Below are 26,073 nucleotides of genomic sequence, written 5' to 3'. Positions count from 1 at the left end.
CTAAGTTGAACCCCTAGTTATATTGCAATTTAAGTTGAACTATTTTGTAAAATTACTATCTCAAAAATGAACTGAAATTTACTCAGGTCTTGTGATACTTTAGATTTCCATTAAGAAAGCTATTTTGGCAATTTTATGAGTTCAGACAATTTTTTCCGTCCCGAAGTTTTTGAAGCAAAGAAAAATAAATGGACTGGTCATGTGGTTATGACCCGGCCATTTTCTTTTGTGTTCTTAACATGGTGTGCGGTAGCAGTTGCTGCGGTGATTGTTATTTTTGCATTCTGGGGTAGTTACACCCGAAAAACTACGGTGGAAGGTCAGTTGCTTCCTGTATCCGGTTTGGCGCGGGTTTATGCGCCGGATACGGGTTTTATTACTGATAAGAAAGTTTCTGATGGAGATTTGGTAAGAGAAGGCGATGAGCTCCTGACCTTATCAATGCCCCGTTATAACGGGCAGGGAGATATTCGTGCCGAATTAGTGAGGGAGGCCGAAACCAAGAAGAAAATGTTGTTGCAAGAAATCGAACAGAAAAAAAATCTACAAAAAGGCGAAGCAAAAACATTAAAAGACAGTATCCATAAGCTTCAAACCCAATTGTCTGACGTGAAAAGCCAGCAAAGCGGCCAGAAGAAAAGGGTTGCTTTGGCAAAACAGATTATAGACAAATACCGCCCTTTGATGAAACAAGGCTTTATTTCCGAACAACAAATGATAGGTTATGAAAACGATTATTTGGATCAGGTTTCACAATTGAATGCTTTAAAACGCGAAGAAGCCAGTATTTTGAGAGAATTAAACAGCCAGCAGCAGAGTTTGGCTGATTTGCCCGAAAAGCAGAAATCGGAATTAAGCCAACTCAATCGTACGGTATCGGAAGTAACACAGGAAGAGTTAAATCTGGATTTACAGCAAGAGCAAACGATTCGTGCCAGCAGGTCGGGCTATGTAAGTACTTCGAATGTGGAGGTTGGGCAGCAAGTCGAACCGTCTACGCTTTTATTAAGTATTGTTCCGGGTAATACCGAGTTGATTGCTAATCTTTATGTGCCCAGCAGCGCAATAGGTTTTATTAAGTCTAACGATGAAGTGGTGTTGCGTTATCAAGCTTATCCTTACGAAAAATTCGGCCATGCGAAGGGCAAAATTATTTCTGTGGCGAAAACTGCTTTGGGTAAACAGGAGCTGGCAAGTTTAGGCAGCATTTTTTCCGACCAAACACAGGCTAGGAGTAATGAACCTGTTTATTTGGTCAAAGTTAAATTGGAGAAGCAAACGATAAAAGTTTATGGTGAAGAGAGGCCTCTACAAATCGGGATGGTAGCCGAAGCAGATATTTTGCATGAGCGTAAGAAACTTTATGAATGGGTGCTTGACCCGCTTTACAGCATCACAGGGAAGTTTAACTGATGAAATATTTAGAACGCCTATCTTTTGGATTTGGAAAAAAACTTCCTGTCGTACTTCAAACGGAAATTGCGGAATGCGGCTTGGCCTGCTTAACAGCAATTGCGGGTTATCATGGCTATCATACTGATTTACGTACGATGCGCCACAAATATTCTTTATCACAAAAGGGATCAACGCTTGCCGATATTGTGCGTTTTGCCAATGATCTGAATCTGACTTCGCGCGCATTGCGATTGGATTTGGGTGATTTGGAAAACCTGCGTGTACCATGTATTTTACATTGGGATTTAAACCATTTTGTTGTTTTAAAATCGGTGGTTAAAGACGGTATTGTCATCATGGACCCTGCAATGGGTATGCGCAAAATCAAACTTGAGGAAGTTTCCCAAAAATTCACAGGTATCGCGCTCGAACTTTGGCCTAATACGCACTTTGAAGAAAAAGAGGAAAAACAGAAAGTTAGAATCCTTACCTTGCTCAAAGGCGTTACAGGTATTAAACGCTCTTTGGCACAAGTGTTGATACTGGCCGTGGTATTGGAAATCTTTACTTTGGTCAGCCCTTTTTTGATGCAATGGGTAATCGACCATGTGGTTTTATCGGCCGATAAGAACTTATTGATTACTTTGGTGCTGGCCTTCGGTTTGTTAAAAATACTGGAACAACTTACTGGTCTGTTACAAGCGTGGGTAAATATGCATTTGGCTACCACTTTGAATGTTCAGTGGAAAGCCAATATGTTCAAACGGCTTTTGGAATTACCGGCCGATTATTTTTCCAAACGGCACTTGGGTGATGTGATTTCACGATTCGGGTCAATTGATTCAATCCAAGAAACATTAACTTCGACCGCATTTAAAGCAGTTTTAAGCGGTATTATGGCGATATTTACGCTTGTGTTGATGTTTTTATACAGCTGGCTTTTGTCGGTAGTTGTGCTTGTGGCTCTGGTTTTATACATCATAATCAGAATCGTGGCTTATTATCCGTTGCGGAATGCGACAGAAGAGAACATCGTACATGAAGCAAAGCAAAACACTTATTTTATGGAAACGGTTCGAGGTATTCATACTGTAAAACTGTTTGAAAAAAACGAGCAGAGGCATAGCTCGTGGATGACTTTGTTTGTAGATACTGTTAATACCAATCTGACTACTCAAAAATTAACCAATGTTTTTGATTTCGCAAATAAATTATTATTTGGTATCGAAGGTATCGTGATTATTTATCTTGGTGCCAATGATATTTTAGACGGTGTTTTTTCGGTAGGTGCACTCACAGCATTTTGGGCATATAAAAACCAGTTTGAAACCCGGATAGGGGAATTGATTGATCAGTTTATCAAAATCAAAATGCTCAGTCTTCATGCAGAAAGGCTGGCTGATATTGTGCTGACGGAAACGGAAACTGAAAAAGTAGAGGAAATGTTTGTTCCTGAAATAGAAGGCGACCTCAATATTGAGGTAAATAATGTTTCTTTCCGATATTCTGATAATGAACCGTATATTCTGCAGAATATCAATCTAAATATTAAACAAGGTGAGTCAGTAGCATTTGTCGGTAGTTCAGGTTGTGGTAAGTCGACTTTAATGAATATTCTGATCGGTAATTTAAAACCGGAAACAGGTACGGTAATGGTTAACGGTCATGATATCCATAAAACTTCTCCTCGCTTTATCAGGGGGCTGATTGGTACGGTAACGCAAGATGATGTGTTATTTGCAGGCTCTATAAGTGAAAACATCTGCTTTTTTGATGAATCTCCCGATCAGCAAAAAATTGTACAATGCGCCGCTATTGCAAGGATACATGAAGATATTATGAGAATGCCGATGACTTATGAAACTCTGATAGGTGATATGGGAAGCGCTTTGTCGGGAGGGCAAAAACAACGGATCATTTTGGCGCGGGCTTTATACAAAGAACCCAAAATTTTATTTTTAGATGAAGCAACAAGTAACTTAGATGTGGAAAACGAAAGAGCGATTAATGAAAACCTCAAAAGCCTGAATGTGACTAAAATCGTAGTGGCTCATAGGAAAGAAACTATAGATGCTGCAGATAGGGTTTTGGATTTTGAAAAAGGATTCTGAATAAGCACTATTTAGTATATTGAGGTATTATAATTATTAATTTATATTTTTGTTGAAATTTTAATTTTATTAATAATATTAATAGTAATATTGTAAAAAAATATATTTTCTATTGGCTTTTTATTGAGAAAAACATATTATTTTGTATGCAAGATTAATAAATTTAATAGAATTATTTATGATAAAATGATATTATGCTTATGGGGTTACATAACCTCAAACACTTTAAACAAATATGGAGCTTAATAATCATGGAAATTCTTAATATAAAAGAAGTAGAACAAGTGTCCGGCGGTTACGGATATTGTTGTGGTTATGGTCCTACTTGGCATGTTGCTGCAGTAGCAGTGCCGGTAGTACCGGTTGTTCCTGTTGTTCCCGTACCTGTTCCTTCCTATGGTTGGGGCTACGGTTATTATGACTGTGACGATTAAGAATAATAAAAATTTTTAATTTCCAGTTTTAAATGGGCACAGCTTAGAGATAATTCTGTTTATTGAATTATTTTTTAGCTGTGCTTTCGTTTTTGTTACTAAAAACTTATGAGCTTCAATAATTAAGATGAATATAGTCAATCAACTTAACTTTTATTACTACGGTGTTGCTGCGCCTTGCTGTGCTACCCGTACTCTCTGTGGCTTTGCTGCCTTGTATTGAAAATTAATTTGATTAACTATAGTTGTTCCTGAATATTTATGACATTGTGTGTCATCAATAAACAATGCCTGTCTGAAAGACTTCAGACAGGCATTGTTTTAATATCAATTAAAAATGTGGGGCACAAACATCACTTGCCATTTCAATGGCAATTCTTGTTGGCAATAAACTAATTTCAGGATCTATAGTTTTGAGGAAATTAGCAAGCGTAGAGATAAAACTACAAGAAGGCGTCCAAGTAAATCCGCCGCTTACTTGTTCTAATTCATGTGTATTTAATGTTTGCATATCTATCTCCTTATAATTTGAAAGTAATATAGTGAAATAAAAAATATTCCACATAGATATTATAATTTAAATTTATTTTTTATGCAAAATGATTTCTCGAAAACTTTGCCGTTTTAAATCGGCTTGATGAACTAAGATTCTTAAATCATACAGTTAGAAGCCTGTCTGAAAATTTTCAGACAGGCATTTTTCATTGATATATTAAATAAGTTACGAATCAGGGGTTGCATAATTATGTCGCCTCCCATCGGTAACGCGCCGGTTAACACAATGGCAAAAGGGCGCGACAGCCGGTTGGTCATCAGCAGCTGCACATCGTGTGCGACCGGGCAAACGGGTTGCACCGCATAAATCGGCCAGGCCAGCCGACAGGCCCATGAAAAACAGCAAGCTGAATAGGTTTAAGAAAAAAGATTTTTGCAACATGGGGCGAGGGGCGGAGGAAAACAGATCAATGCCTGTCTGAAAACGTTCGGCAGCTTGGTATGCCTGCACAAATAAGTTGAAAAATAATTTCTCCGCCATACCCGGATTCATCCGGTATGGCGAAATCATGAAAAATAAGTTTATTGGTTATGTATGAACGGATATTAACCGGCTTATTTTGTTGCTTTGAACGCATTACGCACTTGTGCTGTGGCGTCGATTAATTGTTGTGCGCCGCCTGCGGCCAAATAATTGGATGAAAGCAGGTAAACCACTTGGCCTTTTTTCCAAGCGTTGGTTTCATTGACCAGCGGATTGTCCAGCACTTTAGCGGCGGCGTTGTCGGGCGTACCTTTGCCGATGGCGGCGCTGCGGTCCATGACGAACAGCCAGTCGGGATTGATTTGTTTGATGTATTCAAATGAAGCGGGTTGGCCGTTTTCTTTGATGAGGGCATCGGCTAACGGCACGCCTACGTCTTTATGAATCCAGCCGAAGCGGGAGTTTTGGCCGAATGCGGCAATTTTTCCGTCGTTTGTTAAAACAATCAAGCCCTTGCCTTTGCCTGCGGCTGCCGCTCTGGCTTCGTCGAATGCAGTATTGATTTTGGCTTTAAGCGCTTCGGCTTCCTGCTCTTTACTGAAGATTTTGGCAAACGCATCGATGCGATCTTCTACGTTGATGCGCATGTTGTGGGTATCGGCTGTCATTTCGATGGTCGGCGCGATGGCATTGAGCCGGTCAAATGCTTTGGCTGTATGGGAACCGGTTATGATTAAATCGGGTTTGAATGCGTTCAGCGCTTCGTAGTTCGGCTCGAACAGGGTGCCGACTTTTACGCGGTTTTGGTTGGCCGCTTCAATATTTTCAAGACTGATGTCATCGGTGCCGGCGCCAACCGCAACGCCCAACGCATTGAGGGTATCCATCATGCCCCAGTCATACACGGCGATGTTTTTAGGATTTTTCGGCACTTGCGCCGAGCCGCGGGCGGTTTCTATGGTTACGGCCTCGCCGGTGATTTTAGCAGCCGCGGGCGCGGTATGTGAGGTGGGGGCGGATGCATGGCCTGCCGGTTTTTCCTCTTGAGAGGAGCAGGCGGCAAGTGCTGCCAGTGCCAATAAAGTGGTTAAACGGCGGTTCATAATCAGGTTCACTCCTTGATGCGTGCGTTCAGTGATTCAGACAGGCATGCCTGTCTGAAAAATAGCTGCCGTTGCCGCACCGATTAGAAGCGGTAATTTACGTTCAGGTGGAAATCCCGACCGGGCTCGGTCAGGCTGTTGGTGCCTGCACGCTGGCTGTGGTTTTTATAGTTTTTATCCAGCACGTTGTTGATGGAGAAGTTGACGTTCAGATCGTCTTTGCCGGTCGGTTTCCAGTTGGCATAAATATCGTTCACGCCGTAGCCGGAGCGCCGCACCGGAGAAGATGAAACCGAACCGTTAGAGCCGCGGGAGCTTTGGGTGTTGCCGGCATTTTGCATATAACGGCCGCGCCAGCCGATTTCTAGATTTGGATTGTCAAATTGGTAAGCCAGCCTGGTTGTCCAAGTGCGGCCCATCGGGATGGCTGTGGTGATGGTGTCGGCAGTTTGGCTGTCCGGCTTCGGTTTACTGTATGCCACGCCGGCACGGGCGGTTAAGCCGCCCCATTTGTAGGCCGCACCCAGCTCGTAACCTTTGTTTTTCAGCTTACCGCCGTTATACCAAGTGATGTTTTCGGCATCACTGGTGTAGGCTTGAACGTCTTTGATGGATTGGTGGAACACGCTGCCGGTCAGCGACAGTGCGGAATTCCAATTGTATTTGATGCCGAGTTCGAGATTGCGCGAACGTTCGGCCTTCAGATCGCCTTCATAGGAAATATTGCGCCCGCCTGCCAAAGTGGCTTCATACATGTGTGGGCTGTGGGTGGCGTAGGCAAGGCTGGTGTTGAGCGACAAATTATCGGTTACATCGTAAATCACGCCGATACTGGGGTTGAGGTTGCTGCCGGACACTTCTTTGCCGCGGGATGTGCGCATTTTGTAATAGTCGTGACGCAGGCCGGTGGTGAACGTTACCGGGTGCAAATCCCAAATGCCTTCAACATAGGCGCCTACGTCGGTTTTTTCTCGTTAACCGTATTCAGCAGCTTAGACTGACCGCGGCCACCGCGCGGTCTGTAGATACGGCTGCCCAGTGTGGATTCTTACCGGCGCCAGTTGAGGCCGTATTTCAAAGTAAGGCGGTCAAACAGGCGGCTGCCGAGGTTTAAGTTGGCACCGATGGTTTCCACTTGGTTCGTAGAGTTGCCGTCGCCCGCAGGTTCTTCACATTTTAAATAAGGGGGAGGAGTGCATAGGGTTTATCCTCAATTTTGATGTGTGCTGGATATAAAAACTTAGAATTTATACTTGATTAAGGAGTAGGGATTGGCATAGGTATGATGTGGAAGAGGGGTTGGCAAGGAATGCCTGTCTGAAAAAATTTGGCGCAGGTCTCTTGAATTTCCGGCTAAAAACCTTATCTAGCTTTCCGTTAATAAGGTAAGTTTGTTTTATTTCTGTAAAACAAACGGTTATGAGTTGAGTTATTTTAGGAGCTATTTTATGCGTATCCGTCCTTTACACGACCGTGTAGTTGTAAAACGTTTGGAAGCTGAAGAGAAAACCGCATCCGGTATTGTGTTGCCGGGCGCGGCCGCTGAAAAGCCCGATATGGGCGAAGTGATTGCTGTGGGCGAAGGCAAAATCGGTAAAGACGGCCAACGCCGTCAGCTGGATGTGAAAGTGGGCGATAAAGTGATTTTCGGCAAATACAGCGGTCAAACCGTTAAGGCCGACGGAGAAGAGCTGTTGGTGATGCGCGAAGAAGATATCTTCGGTATCGTTGAATAAGCTTTGCTGTAACGTTAATGAAGAAAATTGGTTTTCCGCTGTTTATTCTGCTATTTGGCGCAGTTTGCCATGCAGCACCTCCGTCGAAAAATCCGTTTGCCGGTTTTTATGCCGATGATGGTTATGTCAAGCGTAAACAGGGCCATGATTGGGTGGGTGTACACGTTGAACCTTTGAAAAACCGGTACTACCGCGTAGTGGTGAAATCACGCAACGATATTAAAAAGCCGACCTGTTCCGGTTCGTTCATCGCCAAGCCTGCAGATAAACATACTTTGTCGGCAGATTCGGAAGCCGGGCGCTTCTATTTGATATTCGGAAAAAATAAGCTGGATATCCGCTCGAAAAATAAAACCACACTTCATTATTTTTGCTCCGGCGGCGGCTCGCTTGCCGGGCAATATAGGAAAATCCGATAATTTAATTTTATATATTCAATATTTTAGGAGTAATCAACATGGCTGCTAAAGATGTACAGTTTGGTAACGACGTACGCCAAAAAATGGTTAAAGGTGTGAATGTGTTGGCCGATGCCGTTAAGGTAACCTTAGGCCCGAAAGGCCGAAATGTGGTGCTTGACCGCGCTTTCGGCGGTCCGCACATTACTAAAGACGGCGTAACCGTAGCCAAAGAAATCGAATTGAAGGACAAATTCGAAAACATGGGCGCACAAATGGTGAAAGAAGTAGCGTCCAAAACCAACGACATCGCCGGCGACGGCACCACTACCGCCACTGTATTGGCGCAAGCCATCGTAGCAGAGGGTATGAAATACGTTACTGCCGGTATGAATCCAACCGATTTGAAACGCGGTATCGATAAAGCAGTTGCTGCTTTGGTTGAGGAGCTGAAAAATATTTCCAAACCTTGCGATACCTCCAAAGAGATTGCACAAGTCGGCGCCATTTCTGCCAACTCCGACGAGCAAGTCGGTGCCATCATTGCCGAAGCGATGGAAAAAGTGGGCAAAGAAGGTGTGATTACCGTTGAAGACGGCAAATCTTTGGAAAACGAGTTGGATGTTGTGGAAGGTATGCAATTTGACCGCGGCTATCTTTCTCCTTACTTCATCAACGATCCCGAAAAACAAATTGCTGCTTTGGATAACCCTTTTGTGTTGCTGTTCGACAAAAAAATCAGCAATATCCGCGATTTGCTGCCGGTGTTGGAGCAAGTGGCCAAAACCAGCCGTCCGCTTTTGATTATTGCCGAAGACGTTGAGGGTGAAGCTCTGGCTACTTTGGTGGTAAATAACTTGCGCGGTATTTTGAAAACCGTTGCTGTGAAAGCCCCTGGCTTCGGCGACCGCCGTAAAGCCATGTTGCAGGATATTGCGATTTTGACCGGCGGTACCGTGATTGCCGAAGAGGTAGGCTTGTCTTTGGAGAAAGCTACTTTGGAAGATTTAGGTCAGGCAAAACGCATTGAAGTAGGTAAAGAAAACACCACAATCATTGACGGATTCGGTGATGCGGGTTTGATTGAGGCGCGTGTTGCAGAAATCCGCCAGCAAATCGAAACGGCGACCAGCGATTACGATAAAGAAAAACTGCAAGAACGTGTGGCCAAATTGGCCGGCGGTGTTGCCGTGATTAAAGTCGGTGCTGCAACCGAAGTGGAAATGAAAGAGAAGAAAGACCGTGTGGACGATGCTTTGCATGCAACCCGCGCTGCGGTTGAAGAAGGTATTGTCGCAGGCGGTGGTGTGGCTTTGCTGCGCGCCCGCGCTGCTTTGGAAAATCTGCATACCGGTAATGCTGATCAGGATGCAGGCGTGCAAATCGTGTTGCGTGCCGTTGAATCTCCGCTGCGTCAAATTGTGAAAAATGCAGGCGGCGAGCCCAGCGTGGTCGTGAATAAAGTGCTGGAAGGCAAAGGTAATTACGGTTACAACGCCGGTAGCGATACTTATGGCGACATGTTGGAAATGGGTGTGTTGGATCCCGCCAAAGTAACCCGTTCAGCGCTGCAGCATGCGGCTTCAGTTGCCGGTTTGATGCTGACTACCGACTGTATGATTGCTGAAATCCCGGAAGATAAACCTGCTATGCCGGATATGGGTGGCATGGGCGGTATGGGTGGTATGGGCGGCATGATGTAATGCCTGTCTGAAACCCTTTGGTTTATTTTGGAATGCCTGCCTGAAAGTTTTCAGACAGGCATTTTGTTTTGATATGTTTGATATGAAGGAGGGAGGATGGTATATAGTTAATCAACACATTTTTAATACGGCGTTACTGCGTCTTAGCTCAAAGAGAACGATTTTGTAAGCTGCTGAAGCAGCAACAAAATCAGTCCCGTACTATCAGTACTGTCTTCGGCTTGCTGCCTTGTATTAAAAATGTGTTGATTGACTATAGCCAGCTTAGCTATGATGAATAGCTTGAAATCGCATATTTGTCATACTTGGATTTGATTTGAGTATTTTGAGTGGCCGTAATGATACGAAGGTGCATAATGCCTGTCTGAAAAACAGTTTTCAGACAGGTATTATGGCGGCAGGTGGAAAGCTTTTTTAATTGCCGTAACCAATAATAAAGCCGACTGTTTGTGTACAGCCGGCTTTCTTTATCTAGGTATTGGTTCTTTTAGAATAAAGCATCCAGATTGTTGTTGCTTCTTCTTCCTGAATTTTCAGGCGTGGGCTTGTTAATAGGCTCTACAACGGTCTCTTGATTTGAGTTAGAAGTATTGCCTGAAGAACGCGGTTTGGAAGCGTTGGTATTCGGGCGTCTTTGAGCGGTAATCGGTCCGCTGGCACGGTTATCAAGAGCCAGTTTGGGGTTGGTAGATTGTTGTTCTTTCAAGAAATACTCACCACCACGGTTAACCAACCCGGAAGGAACCGCCATACCTTTACTCGGCGTGCCTTTGAGGGCAAAACGCATATAGCTTACCCAAACAGGCAGGGCGATGGTGCCGCCGTAGCCTGCACGCCCCATGCTGGTCGGTTTGTCAAAGCCGATATAAACGGCCGTAACAACTTCGGGGTTGAAGCCGACAAACCATGCGTCTTTGTTGTCATTGGTCGTACCCGTTTTGCCGGCAATATCCGAACGGCCTAATGCGTTGGCACGGGTAGCTGTGCCCCGGCGTATGACATCCTGCATCATTTTGTACATAATGTAGGCGTTGCGCGGGTCAATTACTTGAGGTGCGGTTTCTCCTGCTACCAAAGGTTTCATTTGCGCGCGCAGATTATTGTTGCTGTCATAAATTTTATCGATCACAAAAGACGACACTTTATAACCGCCGTTGGCAAACACGGCATAACCTTCAGCAACTTGTAAAGGCGTTGCCAAACCCGTACCGAGAGACATAGACAGGCCTGCAGGATGGTCTGCGGGGTTAAATCCAAAGCGCTGAATATATTGTTGGGCGTAAGGGATGCCGATAGACATCAAAATCCTGATGGATACCATGTTTTTAGATTTAGTAAGAGCCTGACGCAATGTGATAAAACCCGAATATGTTCCATCTGCATTTTTAGGCTGCCAGGGTTTTCCGCCGGCACCGTGTCCGGGAAGCGATAAAGGCGCATCGTTTATTACAGTGGCGGCAGTCATGCCTTTGGCCAAGGCAGCCGAATAAATAAAAGGTTTAAAGGTCGAGCCGGGTTGGCGTTGCGCCTGGGTGGCGCGGTTGAAGCTTTTGCTGTGGAAATCATAGCCGCCTACTAATGCTCTGATCGCTCCTGTTTTTGCTTCGAGAGATACTAGGGCGCCTTGTAGGAGCGGCTCTTGTACAACAGTCCAGCCGCCACCTTTCAGCTTGCTCAAACGGATAACGGCACCGCGTCGGATCTGCGCATCACCCATTTTTGAATTGTTTAAGGCACGGGCTGCGAAACCGAGGTTAACGTTGGTTCTTTTACCGTTAGGCAGTTGGACTTGCACGCCTTTTTTTCCGGCAGAAGTAACCACGGCAGGCACCATACCGTCTACGTCATATAATTTAGACAGATAATCGCCGATTTCTTCTTCTTCGTTTTCACTTTTCTCTAAATCAATGTAATGTTCGGCTCCGCGATAGCTGCTGCCACGGTCAAAGCCGCGTAATGTCCGGCGCAAAGCTTCCGTTGCTACTTTTTGGTTTTCTGTGCTGACAGTTGTATAGACTTTAAAGCCTTGGGTATAAGCCGATTCGCCGTATTTTTCATAAAGCTCTTGTCGAACCATTTCTGCCACATACAGAGCACTTTGATCGATTTGCTGCACATAGCGCTCGTAATGCAGCTTTTCGTTCAAGGCTTGGGCGCGCTCATCCGGAGTAATCATTTTTTCTTGAACCATGTTGTTCAAAATATACTCTTGGCGGAGTTTGGCGCGCTCGGGGTTAACAATGGGGTTGAATGTTGACGGAGCTTTGGGCAGACCGGCCAAAATCGTTGCTTCTGCCAAGGTGAGTTTCTGTACGGGCTTGTTGAAATAAATTTGAGAGGCTGCCGCAAAACCGTATGCGCGTTGGCCTAAGTAGATTTGGTTGAAATACAGTTCCAAAATTTGGTCTTTGGTTAAAGACTGCTCAATTTTGTATGCCAACAAGGCTTCATTGAATTTACGGGTAAACGTTCGCTCGTTTGTTAAAAAGAAGTTTCTTGCAACCTGTTGTGTGATTGTGCTGGCGCCGGAACGCACACCACCGGTCATATTGCTGATGATGGCACGACCAACCCCGATAACATCAACACCCCAGTGGTTATAAAAACGTTTGTCTTCCGCTGCCAATACAGCATCTTTTAAAACTTTTGGGAAATCCTCTATCTTGGTAAAAGCACGTCTTTCTTCACCATATAAGCCAATCAGTTTTCCATCAGAGGAATAAATAGTGAGGGGCATTCTAGGTTGATAGTGTTGAACTGTATCTAATGACGGAAGCTTAGGATAGGTAACCAATATTGCAATGGCAAGCAAGCCGATCGCAAACAGTGTTAATCCTAAAAAAAGTCCTAAGAGTACGGTAATAATTTTTTTAATCATAATTGGATAATAAATTTTGCCATTGGTGGCAGTAAATAAAGTAAAATGATACAAATATTTCGTGGAATACTTGAATTTAATCCATAAAATATACTTAAACAACTTACGGAAGCCAACACTGTTGCTTACTCTACTTGGCAGGAAACTTACATTATGCGTTTATTGAAAAACCAAAATAATACAACGAACAAAGCTTCGGCAGGTCTTACTTCACGCGGATCGGTAGGTGTGGATATTAGTCAGAAAGCCATTAAAATGGTTCAGCTGACGGGGCGTAGTTTAAACCAAATTCAGTTGGAAAAGTACGTTATTACAAAGCTACCAAAAAATATCATTCGCGGTAATCAAATTCAAGATTACGATCAATTAGTATCTTATTTGCAACATGCTTACAATCAGCTGAATACCACCAGTAAAAATATTGTAGCAGCAATGCCACAAGGAATGGCTACTGTTGAAACCGCCATACATCCTCGTGAAAGTGAGATGAGTTTAGAGGCATTTGTGGAAAATGAGATCTCTCAATTTGGTGCAATTGAAGAGATGAATTACGATTACCAAGTGATGGGTAACTCAATCATGCCGTTGGGCAAACAAGTTTTATTGGTTGCTGCACGCAAGGAAGACATTGAGCCGCGAATTGAGGCATTGGAAAGTGCCAATCTGAATCCAGCTTATATGGATGTCGATTTGTTTGCGCAAAGTAATGCGTTTTCTTTTTGGATTAACCAACATGCTCCCGAGCTTACCGACGAAAAAATTGCAGTTATTGATGTTGGTGATAACCAAATGCAGGCGATGGTGTTGCAAAAAGGCCAGATTCTTTACAAGCAAGAAACAACTGTTAGTGGCGAGCAGTTGATTCAGTTGATTCAACGTACCTACCAAGTTACAGAAGACGAAGCTGAGAACATGAAAACTTCAATGGAAAGTAGGCCGCTTGATTATCAATCACAAATAGCAGATCGCTTCAATATCCAAGTTGCTCAAGAAATACAGCGTGTTCTCCAATTTTATTATACGACACAAGCAAGTGATCAGTTTTCAAGTGTAAAACACATTTTTCTTACCGGATCTGCTTCACTTCAAGAGGGCTTGCCTGAAACCGTATTTTCACAAACCAATACGGCAACTCAGTGTGTTAGCCCGATTATTTATGCTACACACAGTAAAAAAATTGATTTATCACAATTACAGCAAGATGCCGCATTGTTGACAACAGCTTTCGGCTTAGCACTAAGGGGTTTATAAAATGATTGAATTAATGCGAATTAATCTTCTACCTTATCGGGAGCAGATTGAGCAGCGTCAAAAGCAGCGCTTTAAAACTTTAATGCTTTTGGCATTTGCAACCGGTATTGGTTTGTCAGCAGTAGCCTATATGGGAATTGGGGCAGCCATCAGTAAACAAGAGGAAAGAAATTCTTTTTTAACTCAAGAAATCGAAAAAGAAGACAAAAAACTGATTGAAATCAAAAAGCTTAGTCAAGAGAAGCGCAACTTTTTGGATAGAAAGCAAAAAATTGAAGAACTTCAACATAAGAGGTTTCAAGCAGCCTACATTGTTGATACTTTAAATGTATTAATTCCAGAAGGAACTCAGCTTACTTCGATTAAAGTGGGTGACAATCCAAATACATATCTTATCAATGGGAAAGCAACAAGTGACAATAAGATTGCAATATTTATGCGATCAATACCCAGTACGGGTTTGTTTATGCAACCTGAGCTTTTAAGTATCAAGCAGGTTGATAAAGTACAGGAATTTTCACTAAAGGTATTGTTGAATCAATATAGTGCACCTGTACAAAAAAACGGTAATACTAATGAGGCTAAGTTGGAAAATACAGGGGATGAAAACAATGGCCAACAATAAGAAACTAAAAGACGTTGATTTACAAACGCTTCATTTGCTTAATAAACCGGCTAAATTGGCAATAGCTGCTTTGGTTGTTGTGGCTGTATTGGGTGCAGGTTATTTTGCAGTCTTCCGGACACAGTTAGAAGAATTGGCAGCCAGTAAGCAAAAAGAAGAAGAGTTAAAAGTAAGTTATGCCGAAAAAACCATTCAAGCGGCCAGCTTGGACAATCTTAAAGCCGAATTAGTTGCGATTCGCTCATCATTTGACGTTTTATTGAAGCAGTTACCGACAGATGCCGAAATTCCTAATCTGATTCAGGAGCTGCATCAAGCAGGGGCAACTAACGGAATGAGCATGAATAGTGTGACGCCACAGCCTACGCAAAATGACGGCCCTATTCAGATTTTGCCTTATGCCATTTCAATTGCCGGTAAATATGATCAAATTAGCCAGTTTGCGAGAGATGTGGGTTCTCTTTCCCGAATCATTACTTTGGAATCTATTAACCTAAGTAATGAAGAAAAAGGAGATAAGCTAACCTTAACTGCTACTGCTAATACCTATAAAGCGAGACCGGCGGAGGAAGTTGCTGCGGAACAAAAAGCTGCTTCTCAAGCAGGCAATACTGACGAGCAAAATCAGCAGTAACATTACGAGAGGAATAAAACAATGAATCATAAAATCTTACTCCCAGGCTTAATGGTGTTAATGGTTACAGCATGTTCCCCTGCGCATGAAGATTTAAGAGAATGGATGGAACAAACACAAAAAGATGCCCAGAAACATATACAACCATTTGAGCAACCGACTGTTAACCCTTCTGTTACTTACATCCCACCCAAAACATTAGGTTTGAATGCTTTTAATGCAAAACGGTTGAACGAGGGGCTTTCCGGCAATAATGCGCCGAATACCAATCGACCTAAGGAAGTGTTGGAAGCATTTAGCTTGGAAAATATGAAGTATGTAGGATCATTTATTTCAGGTAAGCAAAAAACAGGTTATATCGAAATAGATGGTCATGTTTATACAGTAAAAACGGGTAATTATATAGGCCAAAATTTTGGTAGGATTACTTCGATTATGCCGGATAAGTTGGTCATTACCGAGGTTATTGAGAATTCCGATGGTAATTGGACTTTCCGTAATGCCGAGCTACTGTTGGATAATAGTAAAGACAATCAGAGCATTAAAACAGACAATTAATATTTAAGGGGTAACTTTTAATGAAACCTATCAGTATGAAAACCATTTCAGCTATCAGCTTAGGCTTGGCTATGCAGGCTTCAGCTTTTGCAGGCAATATTACAGATATTAATGTATCAACTTTGCCGAGCAACCAAAAAATTATCAAAATTAAATTCGACCGTGATGTAGTGTCTCCCAGTGGATTTGTAACTAACTCTCCGGCTAGAATTGCACTGGATTTTCCTACCACAGGTCTTAATTTGCAGCAGCCTGTGCTGGAATATGCTGATCCTTTGTTGAATCAAATTAGTGCTGCTAAAAACGGCAGTCAGGCTCGGGTTGTGTTAAGTTTGAACAAAGCAGGACGATATACTTCTGAAATCAAAGGAAACGAAGTATGGATTTATGTGAATGAAGCGCCGGAAGGTTCTACCGCATCTGCTCAAACTGTTACGAACGAGCGTGTGATTGTTAAAAAACAGGAGCAAGCAGTAAGTTCTGCATCAGTTGATTTCCGTAAAGGAAGCGGTAATACAGGTATTGTCGATGTTAGTGCACCTTCGTTTAGTGGCAATCCGACTATTAAGCGCCAGAATGACCGCGTTGTGATTACATTGAAAAATCATCCATTGCCCGCACAAGCACAGCGTAGTTTGGATGTTTCTGATTTCAATACTCCTGTGCGTGGTATAGTATTGAAGCGAATCGGTAATGATACTGAAATCGTTATCAGGAACAAAGGCGGCTGGGATGTTCGTGAGAAAGTTTCAGGCGGACACATGTCTTTTGAAGTTTTCCCCAAAGCAAATGTTGCAGATTCGGGATTGCAGAATAATAAAAGAAATAAAAACTTTACTGGCCGTAGAGTATCTTTTGATTTCCAAGACGTAGAAGTACGTACCATCTTGCAGATTTTGGCTAAAGAGTCGGGCATGAATATCGTTGCCAGCGATAGCGTAAACGGCAAAATGACGCTTAGCTTAAAAGATGTACCGTGGGATCAGGCACTAGATTTAGTGTTAGAAGCGCGTAACTTGGATATGCGCCGTCAAGGTAACATTATCAATGTTGCTCCGAGAGATGAATTATTAGCCAAAGATAAAGCCACTTTGCAGGCTCAAAATGAAATTAACGATTTAGGGCCTTTATATTCCCAAACATTCCAACTCAAGTACAAAAACGTAGAAGAGTTCCGTAAAGTTTTGAGACTTGAAGAAGGCGGCAGCAACAATACTGCAAACAGCATTTTAAGTAAACGCGGTAGCGCTTTAATTGATCCAGGCACCAACACGCTGATTATTACTGATAACAATACGGTTATCCGGAAATTCCAAAAGCTTATAGAAGAGTTGGATGTTCCTACCCGCCAAGTAATGGTTGAGGCTCGTATTGTGCGTGCCTCCGATGGATTCTCGCGCGATATTGGTGTGAAGTTTGGTTATGCCGGTTCAAATGGAACCAACAGCTGGGGAAATAATCTTAACAATGCCATTAACAACAACAATGCTTATGTTGAGAATGCACGAGCAAGATATAATGCACGTAATAGTGACCAAGCTCCTGCACTTACGCCTTATTCATGGGATCCTAATGTTAACTTACCTATTGCTGCAGCTACTTCTAGTGTTGCATTAATCCATAAAATGGCATCTGGCGCATTGAGTTTGGAATTGCAAGCCCAGCAAGCTCAGAATAAGGCTAAAACCATTTCGAATCCGCGAGTTTTAACTCAAGACAGAAAAGAAGCGGTAATTGAATCGGGTACTGAGATTCCTTATACTTCTGAAACATCCAGCGGCGCGACTGATGTAGAGTTTAAAAAAGCTGTATTGGGCTTGCGTGTAACGCCGCATATTACGCCTGACGGTCAAATCATTATGGATGTGAAAATCAATAAAGATTCTGTAAACCAGAGCTGCGGTGGTAGCAACGGTGAGCCTTGTATTGATACCAATAACTTGGAAACACGCGCCATGGTTGAAGACGGCGGAACTTTGGTTCTCGGCGGCATTTATGAGGAAGTGAATTCCAATGGTATAAGAAAAGTACCTTTGTTGGGTGATATTCCGGTGGTTGGTAATCTGTTCAAATCGCGTACTCGTAGCGAAGAGCGCAGCGAGCTGTTGATTTTTATCACTCCGCGCATCATCGATTATCAAGGCAGCAATTTGCGTTATTGATAATGAAACGAATAAACGGCACCTATTGATGGTGCCGTTTTATTTTATTTGTATTCGTTATTCCAAGCTGATTTAATAGCACGGTTAATGGTATCCATATCAAAGCCGCGGTAAGCGAGAAAACGCATATATTTATGTTTTTCTGCTAAATCCGTAGGAGGATGCTTGAATTTTTTGAGCAGCACATTTTGAGCGGCTTCTAATTCTTCTGTTTCACTCGGCATAAAAGTTTGGGCAGTGTCTGCATCGATACCTTTGTCTAACAGCGCCTGCTTCAGTTTGCGTGAGCCATATTTGCGGCTTTTGCAGTGAACAAATGCTTCAGTAAAGCGCTGGTCTGATTGCCAATTGCGTTCGGCAAACTCATTCAGCACTTTTTCCACTTCTGCTTCACTTTCTGCATACGGAGCAAGTTTGCGCTTGAGCTCTGCACGGCTGATTTCTCTGCGTGAAAGGATATCAAGGGCGCGGGCGCGTAGGGATTTCGGAGGCATGTTGTTTTAATCGTTTTAATTAGGATAAGTATTTGAGCTGTGTGGAAATTCAGAAGCAGAATAATGGTAAGAAACTGATTGTGTTGTTGCTTTCGATATTTTGTACAATTATTTTCTTTGAGTTACGGCGCAGCAACAGATGTAGTTAAGCTGAACTAGCATAGAAGCACTTATGCCTGTCTGAATCGTTTTCAGACAGGCATAAATATTTTATTCGCTATCCTTGCTCTTTTTGCGGCCGCAGGTTTTCGTAGATTTCAGGCAGTGAGTTGATAACCCAGTCGGGTTTGGTCGCACTGTTTTTTGAAAGTTCCATCATATTTCCGTAGCCGAAAGACACGCCTACGCTTATGCAGCCTGCTGCTTTTGCCGCCAGAATATCATTGTGCGAATCGCCTACCATAATCATATTTTTGACATCCACACCCAACACTTGCGCCGTATGTTGCAGTGGAAGAGGGCTGGGCTTCTTTTCAGACAGGCTGTCGCCGCCGAGAATCAGGCTGAAGTAGTCGGCAAGGTTGAGTTGTTTGAGCAGCTCAACGGCCAGCAGTTCGTTTTTGTTAGTAACCACGGCGAGCGGGATGCCGAGCGATTTGAGTAAGCCCAAACCTGTTTCCGTTTCGGGATAAGAGCGGGTAAAGTCGGATAAATGTTCGCGGTAGTATTTCACAAAAAAGGAAAATGCTTCTTCCCATTGTGCTTGCGGCGCTTCCTCTTCGCGGGTATCGGTAAGCACGCGGTGAACCAGTTTCGCAATCCCGTCACCCACATGGCTTTCGACCACTTTATCAGGTAAGGCGGGCAGCCCCATATGCCGGCGGGTGGCGTTGGCGGCGGCGGCCAAATCGGGGATGGAATCACAAAGTGTGCCGTCTAAATCGAAAGCGGCGGCTTGGATATGGGATAGAGTGATTTGGGTCATTTTTAGAGGGTTCGGTGGTGGAAAGAATGGCGTATTGTAACATTTCTGATGTGTGTTTGATGCCGTGTTCCATGTGTTTTCGAGGGGTATAATGCACAGGTGTTTGGCAAACCTTTATTTTTAAAGGCGTTTGCGTAGCTGTCGAGACAGAGCGCAAAGGGCTTTTTAAAGAATGCCTGTCTGAAATCCGTTTTCAGGCAGGCATTCTGCGGTATTTGGCTTTGGAATAGACATTGGCATGATTGATTGTGAAGTTGGCGCATTCCGTCGGTCGAATGTAGAAGGCTTATTTTAGCTGCCTGTATTCATCAGCCTCATGCTTTTCAGACAGGCATTGCGGGGCAGATATTCAACCAGGCCGACAAACTCGTTTTCTGTGCTGTATGCACGCAGTGGTGTTTCTGCCGGTGTATTCGGTGTGTTGAAAGCCGGTTGCCGGCCGAAACGCAGCATTTTGATGTCGGCGTCAGTCAGCCGGATGGCTAGGAGATGCTGTACCAAAGCGTCGCAAGGCAGCAGCAGGGCGTCGCGCTCGGTTTCGCTAAGTGCCTCCAACGCTTCGAGGGTATGAGTTTGGCTGATGGTGAAACCCGCGGTTTCGGTGCGGCGCAGAGCGGTAAGGTGGGCGAAAGTGCCCATTTGTTTGGCAATATCTTCGCTGAGGGTACGGATATAGGTGCCTTTGCTGCAACGCACGTTAATCACGGCTTTAGGTGGTGAAAATTCTGCAATATCAATAGAGTAGATGATAATGTCGCGCGGTTTGCGCTCAATCACGATACCTTTGCGCGCGTATTCGTAAAGCGGGCGGCCTTCATGTTTGAGCGCGGAAAACATGGGCGGCACTTGGCGTATGGCACCGGTGAGGGCGGCACAGGCGGATTGGAAGTCGGCTTTGCGGCCGGGTATGGGCGCGGTGGCAATGATTTCGCCTTCGGCATCACCAGTGGTGGTGGCTTCGCCGAGCTTGAGCGTGGCGGTGTAGGCTTTGTCGGCATCCAAAAGATATTGGGCGAACTTGGCGGCTTCGCCGAAACATACGGGCAAAAGCCCGGTAGCCAGCGGGTCGAGCACGCCGGTGTGGCCTGCTTTTTCTGCATTAAACAAACGGCGGGCTTTTTGCAGCGCGGTATTGCTGGAAAGTCCGGCGGGTTTGTCGAGCAGCAATACGCCGCTGATTTTGCGTTTGGAGGAGGAGTTTTTCATGGTTTTACCGCTGGTTGGGAGAGAAAGATTATATAGTGAAATGCTGTTTTCAGACAGGCATCGGGCGGAGTGAGCCGCCTTGAAGCGCTTTTTATCGCAAACAAACTTAATTAAAGAGAGTATGACCGTGTGCTGTTTTTAGCCGATTCGATTTATATCGGCGCGGTATTTCGAAATGCCTGTCTGAACGCTTTCAGACAGGCATTTGTGTTGCCTGCCGATAAAGTTTTGCGGCGTTTGGCGGTTTTTTAGGTTAAAATATTCTGCTATTTGGCCTGATACCGAATGCCTGTCTGAAAGCGTTCAGACAGGCATTTCAAAATACTGCATCATCATGAACACTATGAACAATATCCGAAATTTCTCTATCATCGCCCATATCGACCACGGCAAATCCACGCTGGCCGACCGCTTCATCCAATATTGCGGTGGCTTGGAAATGCGCGAAATGAGCACTCAAGTGCTTGATTCTATGGACATTGAAAAAGAGCGCGGCATTACCATTAAGGCGCAAACCGCAGCGTTAAACTACAAAGCGCGCGACGGGCAGGTTTACCAGCTCAACCTGATCGACACGCCCGGACACGTCGATTTTTCATATGAAGTATCGCGTTCACTGTCTGCCTGCGAAGGGGCGCTGCTGGTGGTGGACGCTTCTCAGGGCGTGGAAGCGCAAACCGTTGCCAACTGTTACACCGCGATTGATTTGGGTGTGGAAGTGGTGCCGGTATTGAACAAAATCGACCTGCCCGCTGCCGACCCCGACCGTGTGGCTCAGGAGATTGAAGACATTATCGGCATCGACGCAGTGGGTGCGGTAACCTGTTCGGCCAAAAGCGGCTTGGGTGTGGAAGATGTGCTGGAAGAAATCGTGGCAAAAATCCCCGCTCCGACCGGCGACCCCGAAGCGCCTCTGCAAGCCATGATTATCGACTCATGGTTTGACAATTATGTGGGCGTGGTGATGCTGATCCGCGTGAAAAACGGCACTTTGAAGCTTAAAGACAAAGTCCGTTTTATGTCGACCAAAGCGGAAACGCTGGTAGAGCAGCTGGGCGTGTTCACACCGAAATCCGTTGCCAAGCAGCAGCTGGGCGCGGGAGAAGTGGGCTTTCTGATTACCGGCGTGAAAGAGCTGGGGCAGGCTAAAGTGGGCGACACGGTAACGCTGGTGTCCAATCCCGCCGTCGAACCGCTGCCGGGCTTTCAAGAGGTGCAATCGCAGGTGTTTGCCGGCTTGTATCCCGTTGAAAGCCACGATTACGAAGCTTTGCGCGAAGCGCTGGAAAAGCTGCAATTGAACGATGCCTCGCTGAAATTCGAGCCGGAAGTATCGCAGGCTTTGGGATTCGGTTTCCGTTGCGGTTTCCTCGGCCTTCTGCATTTGGAAATCGTGCAGGAGCGTTTGGAACGCGAGTTCGATATGGACTTGATTACCACCGCGCCGACGGTGGTGTATGAAGTAATCATGAAAAACGGTGAAAAAATCGAGGTGGAAAACCCCTCTAAGCTGCCCGATATCGGCAGCATCGAAACGATTTTGGAACCGATTATTACGGCTACTATTTTGGTGCCGCAGGAATATGTGGGCAACGTAATGACTTTGTGCAACCAAAAGCGCGGTGTGCAGGTCAATATGCAATACATGGGCCGCCAGGTAATGCTCACTTACGATTTGCCGATGAACGAAGTGGTGATGGATTTCTTCGACAAGCTTAAATCCACTTCGCGCGGTTATGCTTCTTTGGATTACGAATTCAAAGAATTCCAGCCTTCCGATTTGATTAAGCTCGATATTATGGTAAACAGTGAAAAAGTGGATGCCTTGAGCCTGATTGTGCACCGCCAGAGCGCCGTTCACCGTGGGCGTGAGCTGGCCGCCAAAATGCGCGAACTGATTCCGCGCCAGATGTTTGATATTGCCGTTCAGGCAGCCATCGGCAGCCAGATTATCGCGCGCGAAAACGTGAAGGCATTGCGTAAAAACGTATTGGCCAAGTGTTACGGCGGCGATATTACGCGTAAGAAGAAATTGTTGGAAAAGCAAAAAGCAGGTAAACGCCGCATGAAGCAGGTGGGCAATGTGGAAATTCCGCAAAGCGCGTTTTTGGCGATTTTACAAGTGGGAGATAAATAAAGCATGGTTAACCAATGGGTTGTAATGGCGGCGCTGGCGCTGGTTGTCGGCGGAGTTTTGTATGCGGCCAGCGATAAAGAGCGCAATATCAAGGGCGAATGGAGCAACGGCCTGCAATGGGGCTACCTTTTAATGATGGTGGGGGTGTTCGGTTTGCTCGCCGCCATGATGAGCTTTACTGCTGTGTTGCTTATTTTTGTTCTGTTTACCGGTGTGATATGGGTTTGGCATAAGCTCACGTCGAAATGGGCGCCGGAAGTGTCGGAAAGGATTAGCGACGATAACCATTTCCGCGATTATATGAGCGGCTTTTTCCCGATTATCCTGCTGGTATTTGTGTTGCGCACGTTTATCGCCGAGCCGTTTCAGATTCCTTCAAGCTCGATGCGCCCGGGTTTGGTGGTGGGCGACTTTATCTTGGTGAAAAAATCGTCTTACGGCATCCGCGTGCCGATTTTGAATACGGTTTTGATTCCTACCGGGCAGGTGGAGCGCGGCGATGTGGTGGTGTTTAATTACCCTGAAGACAACAGCATCAATTATATTAAACGCGCTATCGGCGTGCCGGGCGATGTGGTGGAATACCGCAACAAAACCCTGTTTGTTAACGGAGAGGAAGTGGAAGCGAAATCGGAAGGGCTGTACCACTATCAGGAAAACACCCCTTTCGGTTTGCAGGAAGTGCAGGCCGATCAATATGAGGAGCGTTTGAACGGGCGCGAGTATCAAACTTTGCGCATCAACGGCAACCCGGCATTCTCGCCCAGCCATGTACGTGCCAACTTCGCATACCGTGAAAACTGCGATTATTCGCGCGACGGTTCATGGTTCCGCTGCAAAGTGCCCGAAGGCAATTACTTCGTGCTCGGCGATAACCGGGATGCCAGCGAAGATTCGCGTTATTGGGGCTTTGTAGACGACAAGTTGCTGGTGGGTAAAGCGTTTTTCATTTGGTTGAACTTTAGCGACCGCAGCCGCATCGGCACGTCAATCAAATAAAGTTGTGCAAACGGCAAATGCCTGTCTGAAAGTTTCAGACAGGCATTTTGTATGGCAAACAATGTTGCAACGCAGTTGGGTATGTTGGGTTGCAGCACAGCGAAAACCGAACATTCGCATTGTCAGTATTTAGATTGGGTGTTGGGTTACGGCCTACGGCCTACGGCCTAAATCAATCTACCCGCTGTCAAAAAATCTTTCAGACAGGCTCACTTATAGTTAATCAACACATTTTTAATAGGCAGCAAGCCGAAGACAGTACAGATAGTACGGCAAGGCGCAGCAACACCGTAGTAAAAGTTAGAGGCTGAAGTAGATTAGCCCTAAAATTTAAGTTGATTAATTATATGGTAAAGATACAGTTGATTTGCAATATGGTTTAAACCTCTGCTCGCAGCGGTAAATCAAAACAGCTTTTTCACTTCGGCTTCAATATCGTCGGCACGCATGAAGGTTTCGCCGATTAAGAAAGTATGCACGCCGTGGCTGCGCATGAAATCCACATCTTCTTTGCCTCGGATGCCGCTTTCGGCGATCACGATATGGCCTTCGAGCTGTGGCAGCAGAACGAGGGTTTGCTGCATGTTCACTTCGAACGTGCGTAAATTGCGGTTGTTTACACCGCGCAAAGGTGTAGTGAGGCGGCGGCATTTCTCCAGCTCGGCAGGGTCGTGCAGCTCCAGCAATACCGACATCCCCAGCGCATGGGCGGTTTGCTCGAAACGCTCCAGTTCTTCGGCGCCGAGTGTGGCGGCAATCAGCAAAATGGCATCGGCGCCCCATGCGCGCGCTTGGTAGATTTGGTATTCGTCAACGATAAAATCTTTGCGCAACACGGGCAGTCTAACGGCGGCGCGTGCCTGCTTCATGTATTCGGGCGAGCCTTGGAAATATTGCTCGTCGGTCAGCACGGAAAGGCAGGCGGCGCCGGCGCGTTCGTAATCCTGCGCATGGGCGGCCGGGTTGAAATCAGGGCGGATCAAGCCTTTGGACGGGCTGGCTTTTTTGATTTCCGCAATGATGGCGGGCAGGCCTTGCGCATGTTTGGCGCGGATGGCTTCGGTGAAGTTGCGCACAGGCCCAGCATGTTCGGCTTGGTGGCGGATGGCTTCAGGAGAAACTGCGGCTTTGGCGGCGGCAACTTCTTCGGCTTTAGTGGCGAGGATTTTTTGCAGGATGTCGTTCATGGTATGCGGCCGTTTGGATATGCCTGTCTGAAAAGCGCTGTTGCCGCTGTTTTCAGACAGGCGTGAATAGGGAAACGTGTATCCGCGCCATAGATAATCAACCGTTTGGGATTGGTGCGGATTGGGCCGTATGTTAATGCAAAAGCTTGGCAAGGTCTATCGGATGCTTGGGTTATATAGTTAATCAACTTAGAAATAGTACGCTCGTCATACTCGGGCTGGCTCCGAGTATCTCCCGACCTTACTGGGACTCAAGATACTTGGATCAGGCCTGGGTATGACGGTGTTGTTAGGGTGTGGGTTGGCTATCTTATATAAGAAAATGCCTGTCTGAAAAGCGGGTTTCTTTTTGCAGAACCTCTTTTCAGACAGGCATATTGTGTGTTCAGCGCGATTGTTTGATTTTATTGCGCATCAGTTGATAGATGCCGATTACGGTGCTCATGCCGGTAAGCCAGCCGACGAGTACGTCGGTGGGGTAGTGAACGCCTAAGACGATGCGGGAGAAGCCTGCCAGCAGGGTAAAACTGAGGGCACCGAGGATAATCCAGGCGCGGTGGGGGCTTTGCCAACACAAAATCACGACGGTGGTGGCTAGTGCGGCGGCAAAAGTGCTGTGGCCGCTGGGGAATGAGGCGCTTTGTTCTTCAACGATGCGCGGCCAGAATTCGGGGCGGGTGCGGCTGAAGAAGGCTTTGGCAGCACTCATAACGGCGGTGGGCAGGGCGGTGCTGAGAATCACGAACACGGCCCGGTTGGGGCGGAGGTTGCGCAGTTCGTACCAGGCAATCAGGGCGGCGATTGATGTGGCGGCGGGCCATTTGCCTATCCAGTGCAGGATGAGGGCAAGATAAGTGATCGGGCAGTTTTGGGTATGCTGGCGGACGGCCAGCATCAAAGGCTGCTCAAAGGCGAAGCGTTCGTGTACCAACAGGTGTTCGGCGATTTCCCCGATAATCAGCAGGGGAATGAGGATGCCGAGGAACAGCATCAGTAAAAGGCCGGGTGGCGGGATCAGTTTTTTTAGGTTCATGGAAAAGGTGGTGTGTGTTTGGGATGATGCCTGTCTGAAAGCAGGTTGAAGGAGGGCTGCGCCGGCCGGCATGATATAGTGAATCGGCTTAACCATAGTACACCCGTCATTCTCAGCTTGCCTCT

24 protein-coding genes are annotated in these 26,073 nt (G+C 45.5%); 14 read left to right on the top strand and 10 right to left on the bottom strand.

Features of this window, described 5'->3' with window-relative positions; all coding sequences use genetic code 11:
• The first annotated feature begins 135 nt into the window (after positions 1-135).
• The 3 genes from EL143_RS00500 (at position 136) to EL143_RS00490 (ending at position 3,940) form a co-directional block, all read left to right on the top strand.
• A complete protein-coding gene (locus EL143_RS00500) occupies positions 136-1,413 on the top strand; it encodes an HlyD family secretion protein (RefSeq protein ID WP_085416356.1) in 1,278 nt (425 codons plus the stop codon).
• Positions 1,413-3,506, top strand: coding sequence for a peptidase domain-containing ABC transporter (locus tag EL143_RS00495; RefSeq protein WP_085416355.1), 2,094 nt, complete (start codon positions 1,413-1,415; stop codon positions 3,504-3,506). The genes EL143_RS00500 and EL143_RS00495 overlap by 1 nt, the downstream gene beginning before the upstream one ends.
• A 251-nt stretch (positions 3,507-3,757) precedes the next feature.
• Positions 3,758-3,940, top strand: coding sequence for a hypothetical protein (locus EL143_RS00490; protein WP_126326462.1), 183 nt, complete (start codon positions 3,758-3,760; stop codon positions 3,938-3,940).
• Positions 3,941-4,271: 331 nt separating this feature from the next.
• On the opposite strand, the gene EL143_RS00485 is transcribed toward EL143_RS00490, so the two are convergent.
• The 4 genes from EL143_RS00485 to EL143_RS00470 all read right to left on the bottom strand — a co-directional run bounded on the left by EL143_RS00485 (position 4,272) and on the right by EL143_RS00470 (position 6,951).
• Positions 4,272-4,451 carry a ComC/BlpC family leader-containing pheromone/bacteriocin gene (locus EL143_RS00485; protein ID WP_158087839.1) on the bottom strand — a complete coding sequence of 60 codons (180 nt, stop codon included), beginning with the start codon at positions 4,449-4,451 and terminating at the stop codon, positions 4,272-4,274.
• 210 nt (positions 4,452-4,661) lie between these two features.
• Positions 4,662-4,976 carry a hypothetical protein gene (locus EL143_RS00480; RefSeq protein WP_126326458.1) on the bottom strand — a complete coding sequence of 105 codons (315 nt, stop codon included), beginning with the start codon at positions 4,974-4,976 and terminating at the stop codon, positions 4,662-4,664.
• A 74-nt stretch (positions 4,977-5,050) separates the two neighbouring features.
• The gene (locus EL143_RS00475; RefSeq protein ID WP_085416763.1) at positions 5,051-6,022 is read right to left on the bottom strand and encodes a siderophore ABC transporter substrate-binding protein; all 972 of its coding nucleotides are present in this window, start codon (positions 6,020-6,022) and stop codon (positions 5,051-5,053) included.
• 83 nt (positions 6,023-6,105) lie between these two features.
• On the bottom strand, positions 6,106-6,951 hold the full coding sequence (locus EL143_RS00470) for a TonB-dependent receptor domain-containing protein (protein WP_232001309.1): 846 nt from the start codon (positions 6,949-6,951) through the stop codon (positions 6,106-6,108).
• Between the two features lie 519 nt (positions 6,952-7,470).
• On the opposite strand from EL143_RS00470, the gene groES reads away from it, so the two are divergent.
• From groES to groL, 3 genes are read left to right on the top strand one after another with little or no spacing between them, the layout of a single operon-like run.
• Positions 7,471-7,758: a co-chaperone GroES gene (groES, locus tag EL143_RS00465; protein ID WP_009117470.1), complete on the top strand. Its 288-nt coding sequence runs from the start codon at positions 7,471-7,473 to the stop codon at positions 7,756-7,758.
• Positions 7,759-7,775: 17 nt separating this feature from the next.
• Positions 7,776-8,177, top strand: a complete 402-nt coding sequence (locus tag EL143_RS00460; protein WP_085416764.1) for a hypothetical protein — start codon at positions 7,776-7,778, stop codon at positions 8,175-8,177.
• Positions 8,178-8,215: 38 nt separating this feature from the next.
• Entirely contained in the window at positions 8,216-9,859 is a 1,644-nt protein-coding gene (groL, locus tag EL143_RS00455; RefSeq protein ID WP_085416765.1) for a chaperonin GroEL, read from the top strand.
• A 487-nt stretch (positions 9,860-10,346) separates the two neighbouring features.
• On the opposite strand, the gene EL143_RS00450 is transcribed toward groL, so the two are convergent.
• The gene (locus tag EL143_RS00450) at positions 10,347-12,737 is read right to left on the bottom strand and encodes a penicillin-binding protein 1A (RefSeq protein ID WP_085416826.1); all 2,391 of its coding nucleotides are present in this window, start codon (positions 12,735-12,737) and stop codon (positions 10,347-10,349) included.
• A gap of 153 nt (positions 12,738-12,890) precedes the next feature.
• On the opposite strand from EL143_RS00450, the gene pilM reads away from it, so the two are divergent.
• Genes pilM through pilQ form a run of 5 tightly spaced genes read left to right on the top strand, consistent with a single transcriptional unit; the run spans position 12,891 to position 17,967 of the window.
• Positions 12,891-13,988: a type IV pilus assembly protein PilM gene (pilM, locus tag EL143_RS00445; RefSeq protein WP_085416766.1), complete on the top strand. Its 1,098-nt coding sequence runs from the start codon at positions 12,891-12,893 to the stop codon at positions 13,986-13,988.
• Position 13,989: 1 nt separating this feature from the next.
• Positions 13,990-14,613: a PilN domain-containing protein gene (locus tag EL143_RS00440; protein ID WP_085416767.1), complete on the top strand. Its 624-nt coding sequence runs from the start codon at positions 13,990-13,992 to the stop codon at positions 14,611-14,613.
• The gene (locus EL143_RS00435) at positions 14,600-15,247 is read left to right on the top strand and encodes a type IV pilus inner membrane component PilO (RefSeq protein WP_085416768.1); all 648 of its coding nucleotides are present in this window, start codon (positions 14,600-14,602) and stop codon (positions 15,245-15,247) included. The genes EL143_RS00440 and EL143_RS00435 overlap by 14 nt, the downstream gene beginning before the upstream one ends.
• A 21-nt stretch (positions 15,248-15,268) precedes the next feature.
• Complete coding sequence (locus EL143_RS00430; protein WP_085416769.1) at positions 15,269-15,805, top strand: pilus assembly protein PilP; 537 nt, start codon at positions 15,269-15,271, stop codon at positions 15,803-15,805.
• Positions 15,806-15,825: 20 nt separating this feature from the next.
• On the top strand, positions 15,826-17,967 hold the full coding sequence (gene pilQ, locus EL143_RS00425; protein WP_085416770.1) for a type IV pilus secretin PilQ family protein: 2,142 nt from the start codon (positions 15,826-15,828) through the stop codon (positions 17,965-17,967).
• 44 nt (positions 17,968-18,011) lie between these two features.
• Here the strand turns inward: pilQ and recX are convergent, their stop codons facing one another.
• From recX to truB, 3 genes are all read right to left on the bottom strand, one after another.
• Positions 18,012-18,461: a recombination regulator RecX gene (gene recX / locus EL143_RS00420; RefSeq protein ID WP_085416771.1), complete on the bottom strand. Its 450-nt coding sequence runs from the start codon at positions 18,459-18,461 to the stop codon at positions 18,012-18,014.
• A 217-nt stretch (positions 18,462-18,678) separates the two neighbouring features.
• A complete protein-coding gene (locus EL143_RS00415; RefSeq protein ID WP_085416772.1) occupies positions 18,679-19,386 on the bottom strand; it encodes a phosphoglycolate phosphatase in 708 nt (235 codons plus the stop codon).
• Positions 19,387-19,677: 291 nt separating this feature from the next.
• Entirely contained in the window at positions 19,678-20,592 is a 915-nt protein-coding gene (gene truB, locus EL143_RS00410) for a tRNA pseudouridine(55) synthase TruB (protein ID WP_085416774.1), read from the bottom strand.
• A 129-nt stretch (positions 20,593-20,721) separates the two neighbouring features.
• On the opposite strand from truB, the gene EL143_RS12805 reads away from it, so the two are divergent.
• The 3 genes from EL143_RS12805 to lepB all read left to right on the top strand — a co-directional run bounded on the left by EL143_RS12805 (position 20,722) and on the right by lepB (position 23,728).
• Positions 20,722-20,844, top strand: a complete 123-nt coding sequence (locus tag EL143_RS12805) for a hypothetical protein (protein ID WP_269471229.1) — start codon at positions 20,722-20,724, stop codon at positions 20,842-20,844.
• A gap of 91 nt (positions 20,845-20,935) precedes the next feature.
• Positions 20,936-22,729 (top strand): translation elongation factor 4, encoded by a 1,794-nt coding sequence (gene lepA / locus EL143_RS00405; protein WP_085416776.1) that lies wholly within the window; start codon positions 20,936-20,938, stop codon positions 22,727-22,729.
• A 3-nt stretch (positions 22,730-22,732) separates the two neighbouring features.
• Positions 22,733-23,728, top strand: coding sequence for a signal peptidase I (gene lepB / locus EL143_RS00400; protein WP_085416778.1), 996 nt, complete (start codon positions 22,733-22,735; stop codon positions 23,726-23,728).
• 404 nt (positions 23,729-24,132) lie between these two features.
• Here the strand turns inward: lepB and trpC are convergent, their stop codons facing one another.
• Together trpC and EL143_RS00390 are read right to left on the bottom strand one after the other, a co-directional pair.
• Positions 24,133-24,915 carry an indole-3-glycerol phosphate synthase TrpC gene (gene trpC, locus EL143_RS00395; RefSeq protein WP_085416780.1) on the bottom strand — a complete coding sequence of 261 codons (783 nt, stop codon included), beginning with the start codon at positions 24,913-24,915 and terminating at the stop codon, positions 24,133-24,135.
• A 385-nt stretch (positions 24,916-25,300) separates the two neighbouring features.
• A complete protein-coding gene (locus tag EL143_RS00390; protein ID WP_085416782.1) occupies positions 25,301-26,044 on the bottom strand; it encodes a phosphatase PAP2 family protein in 744 nt (247 codons plus the stop codon).
• Between the last annotated feature and the right edge of the window lie 29 nt (positions 26,045-26,073).

It is taken from the genome of Neisseria canis (assembly GCF_900636765.1).
In the GTDB taxonomy this organism is placed as follows: Bacteria; Pseudomonadota; Gammaproteobacteria; order Burkholderiales; family Neisseriaceae; genus Neisseria; species Neisseria canis.
This window is presented reverse-complemented; position numbering and strand designations above follow the sequence as displayed.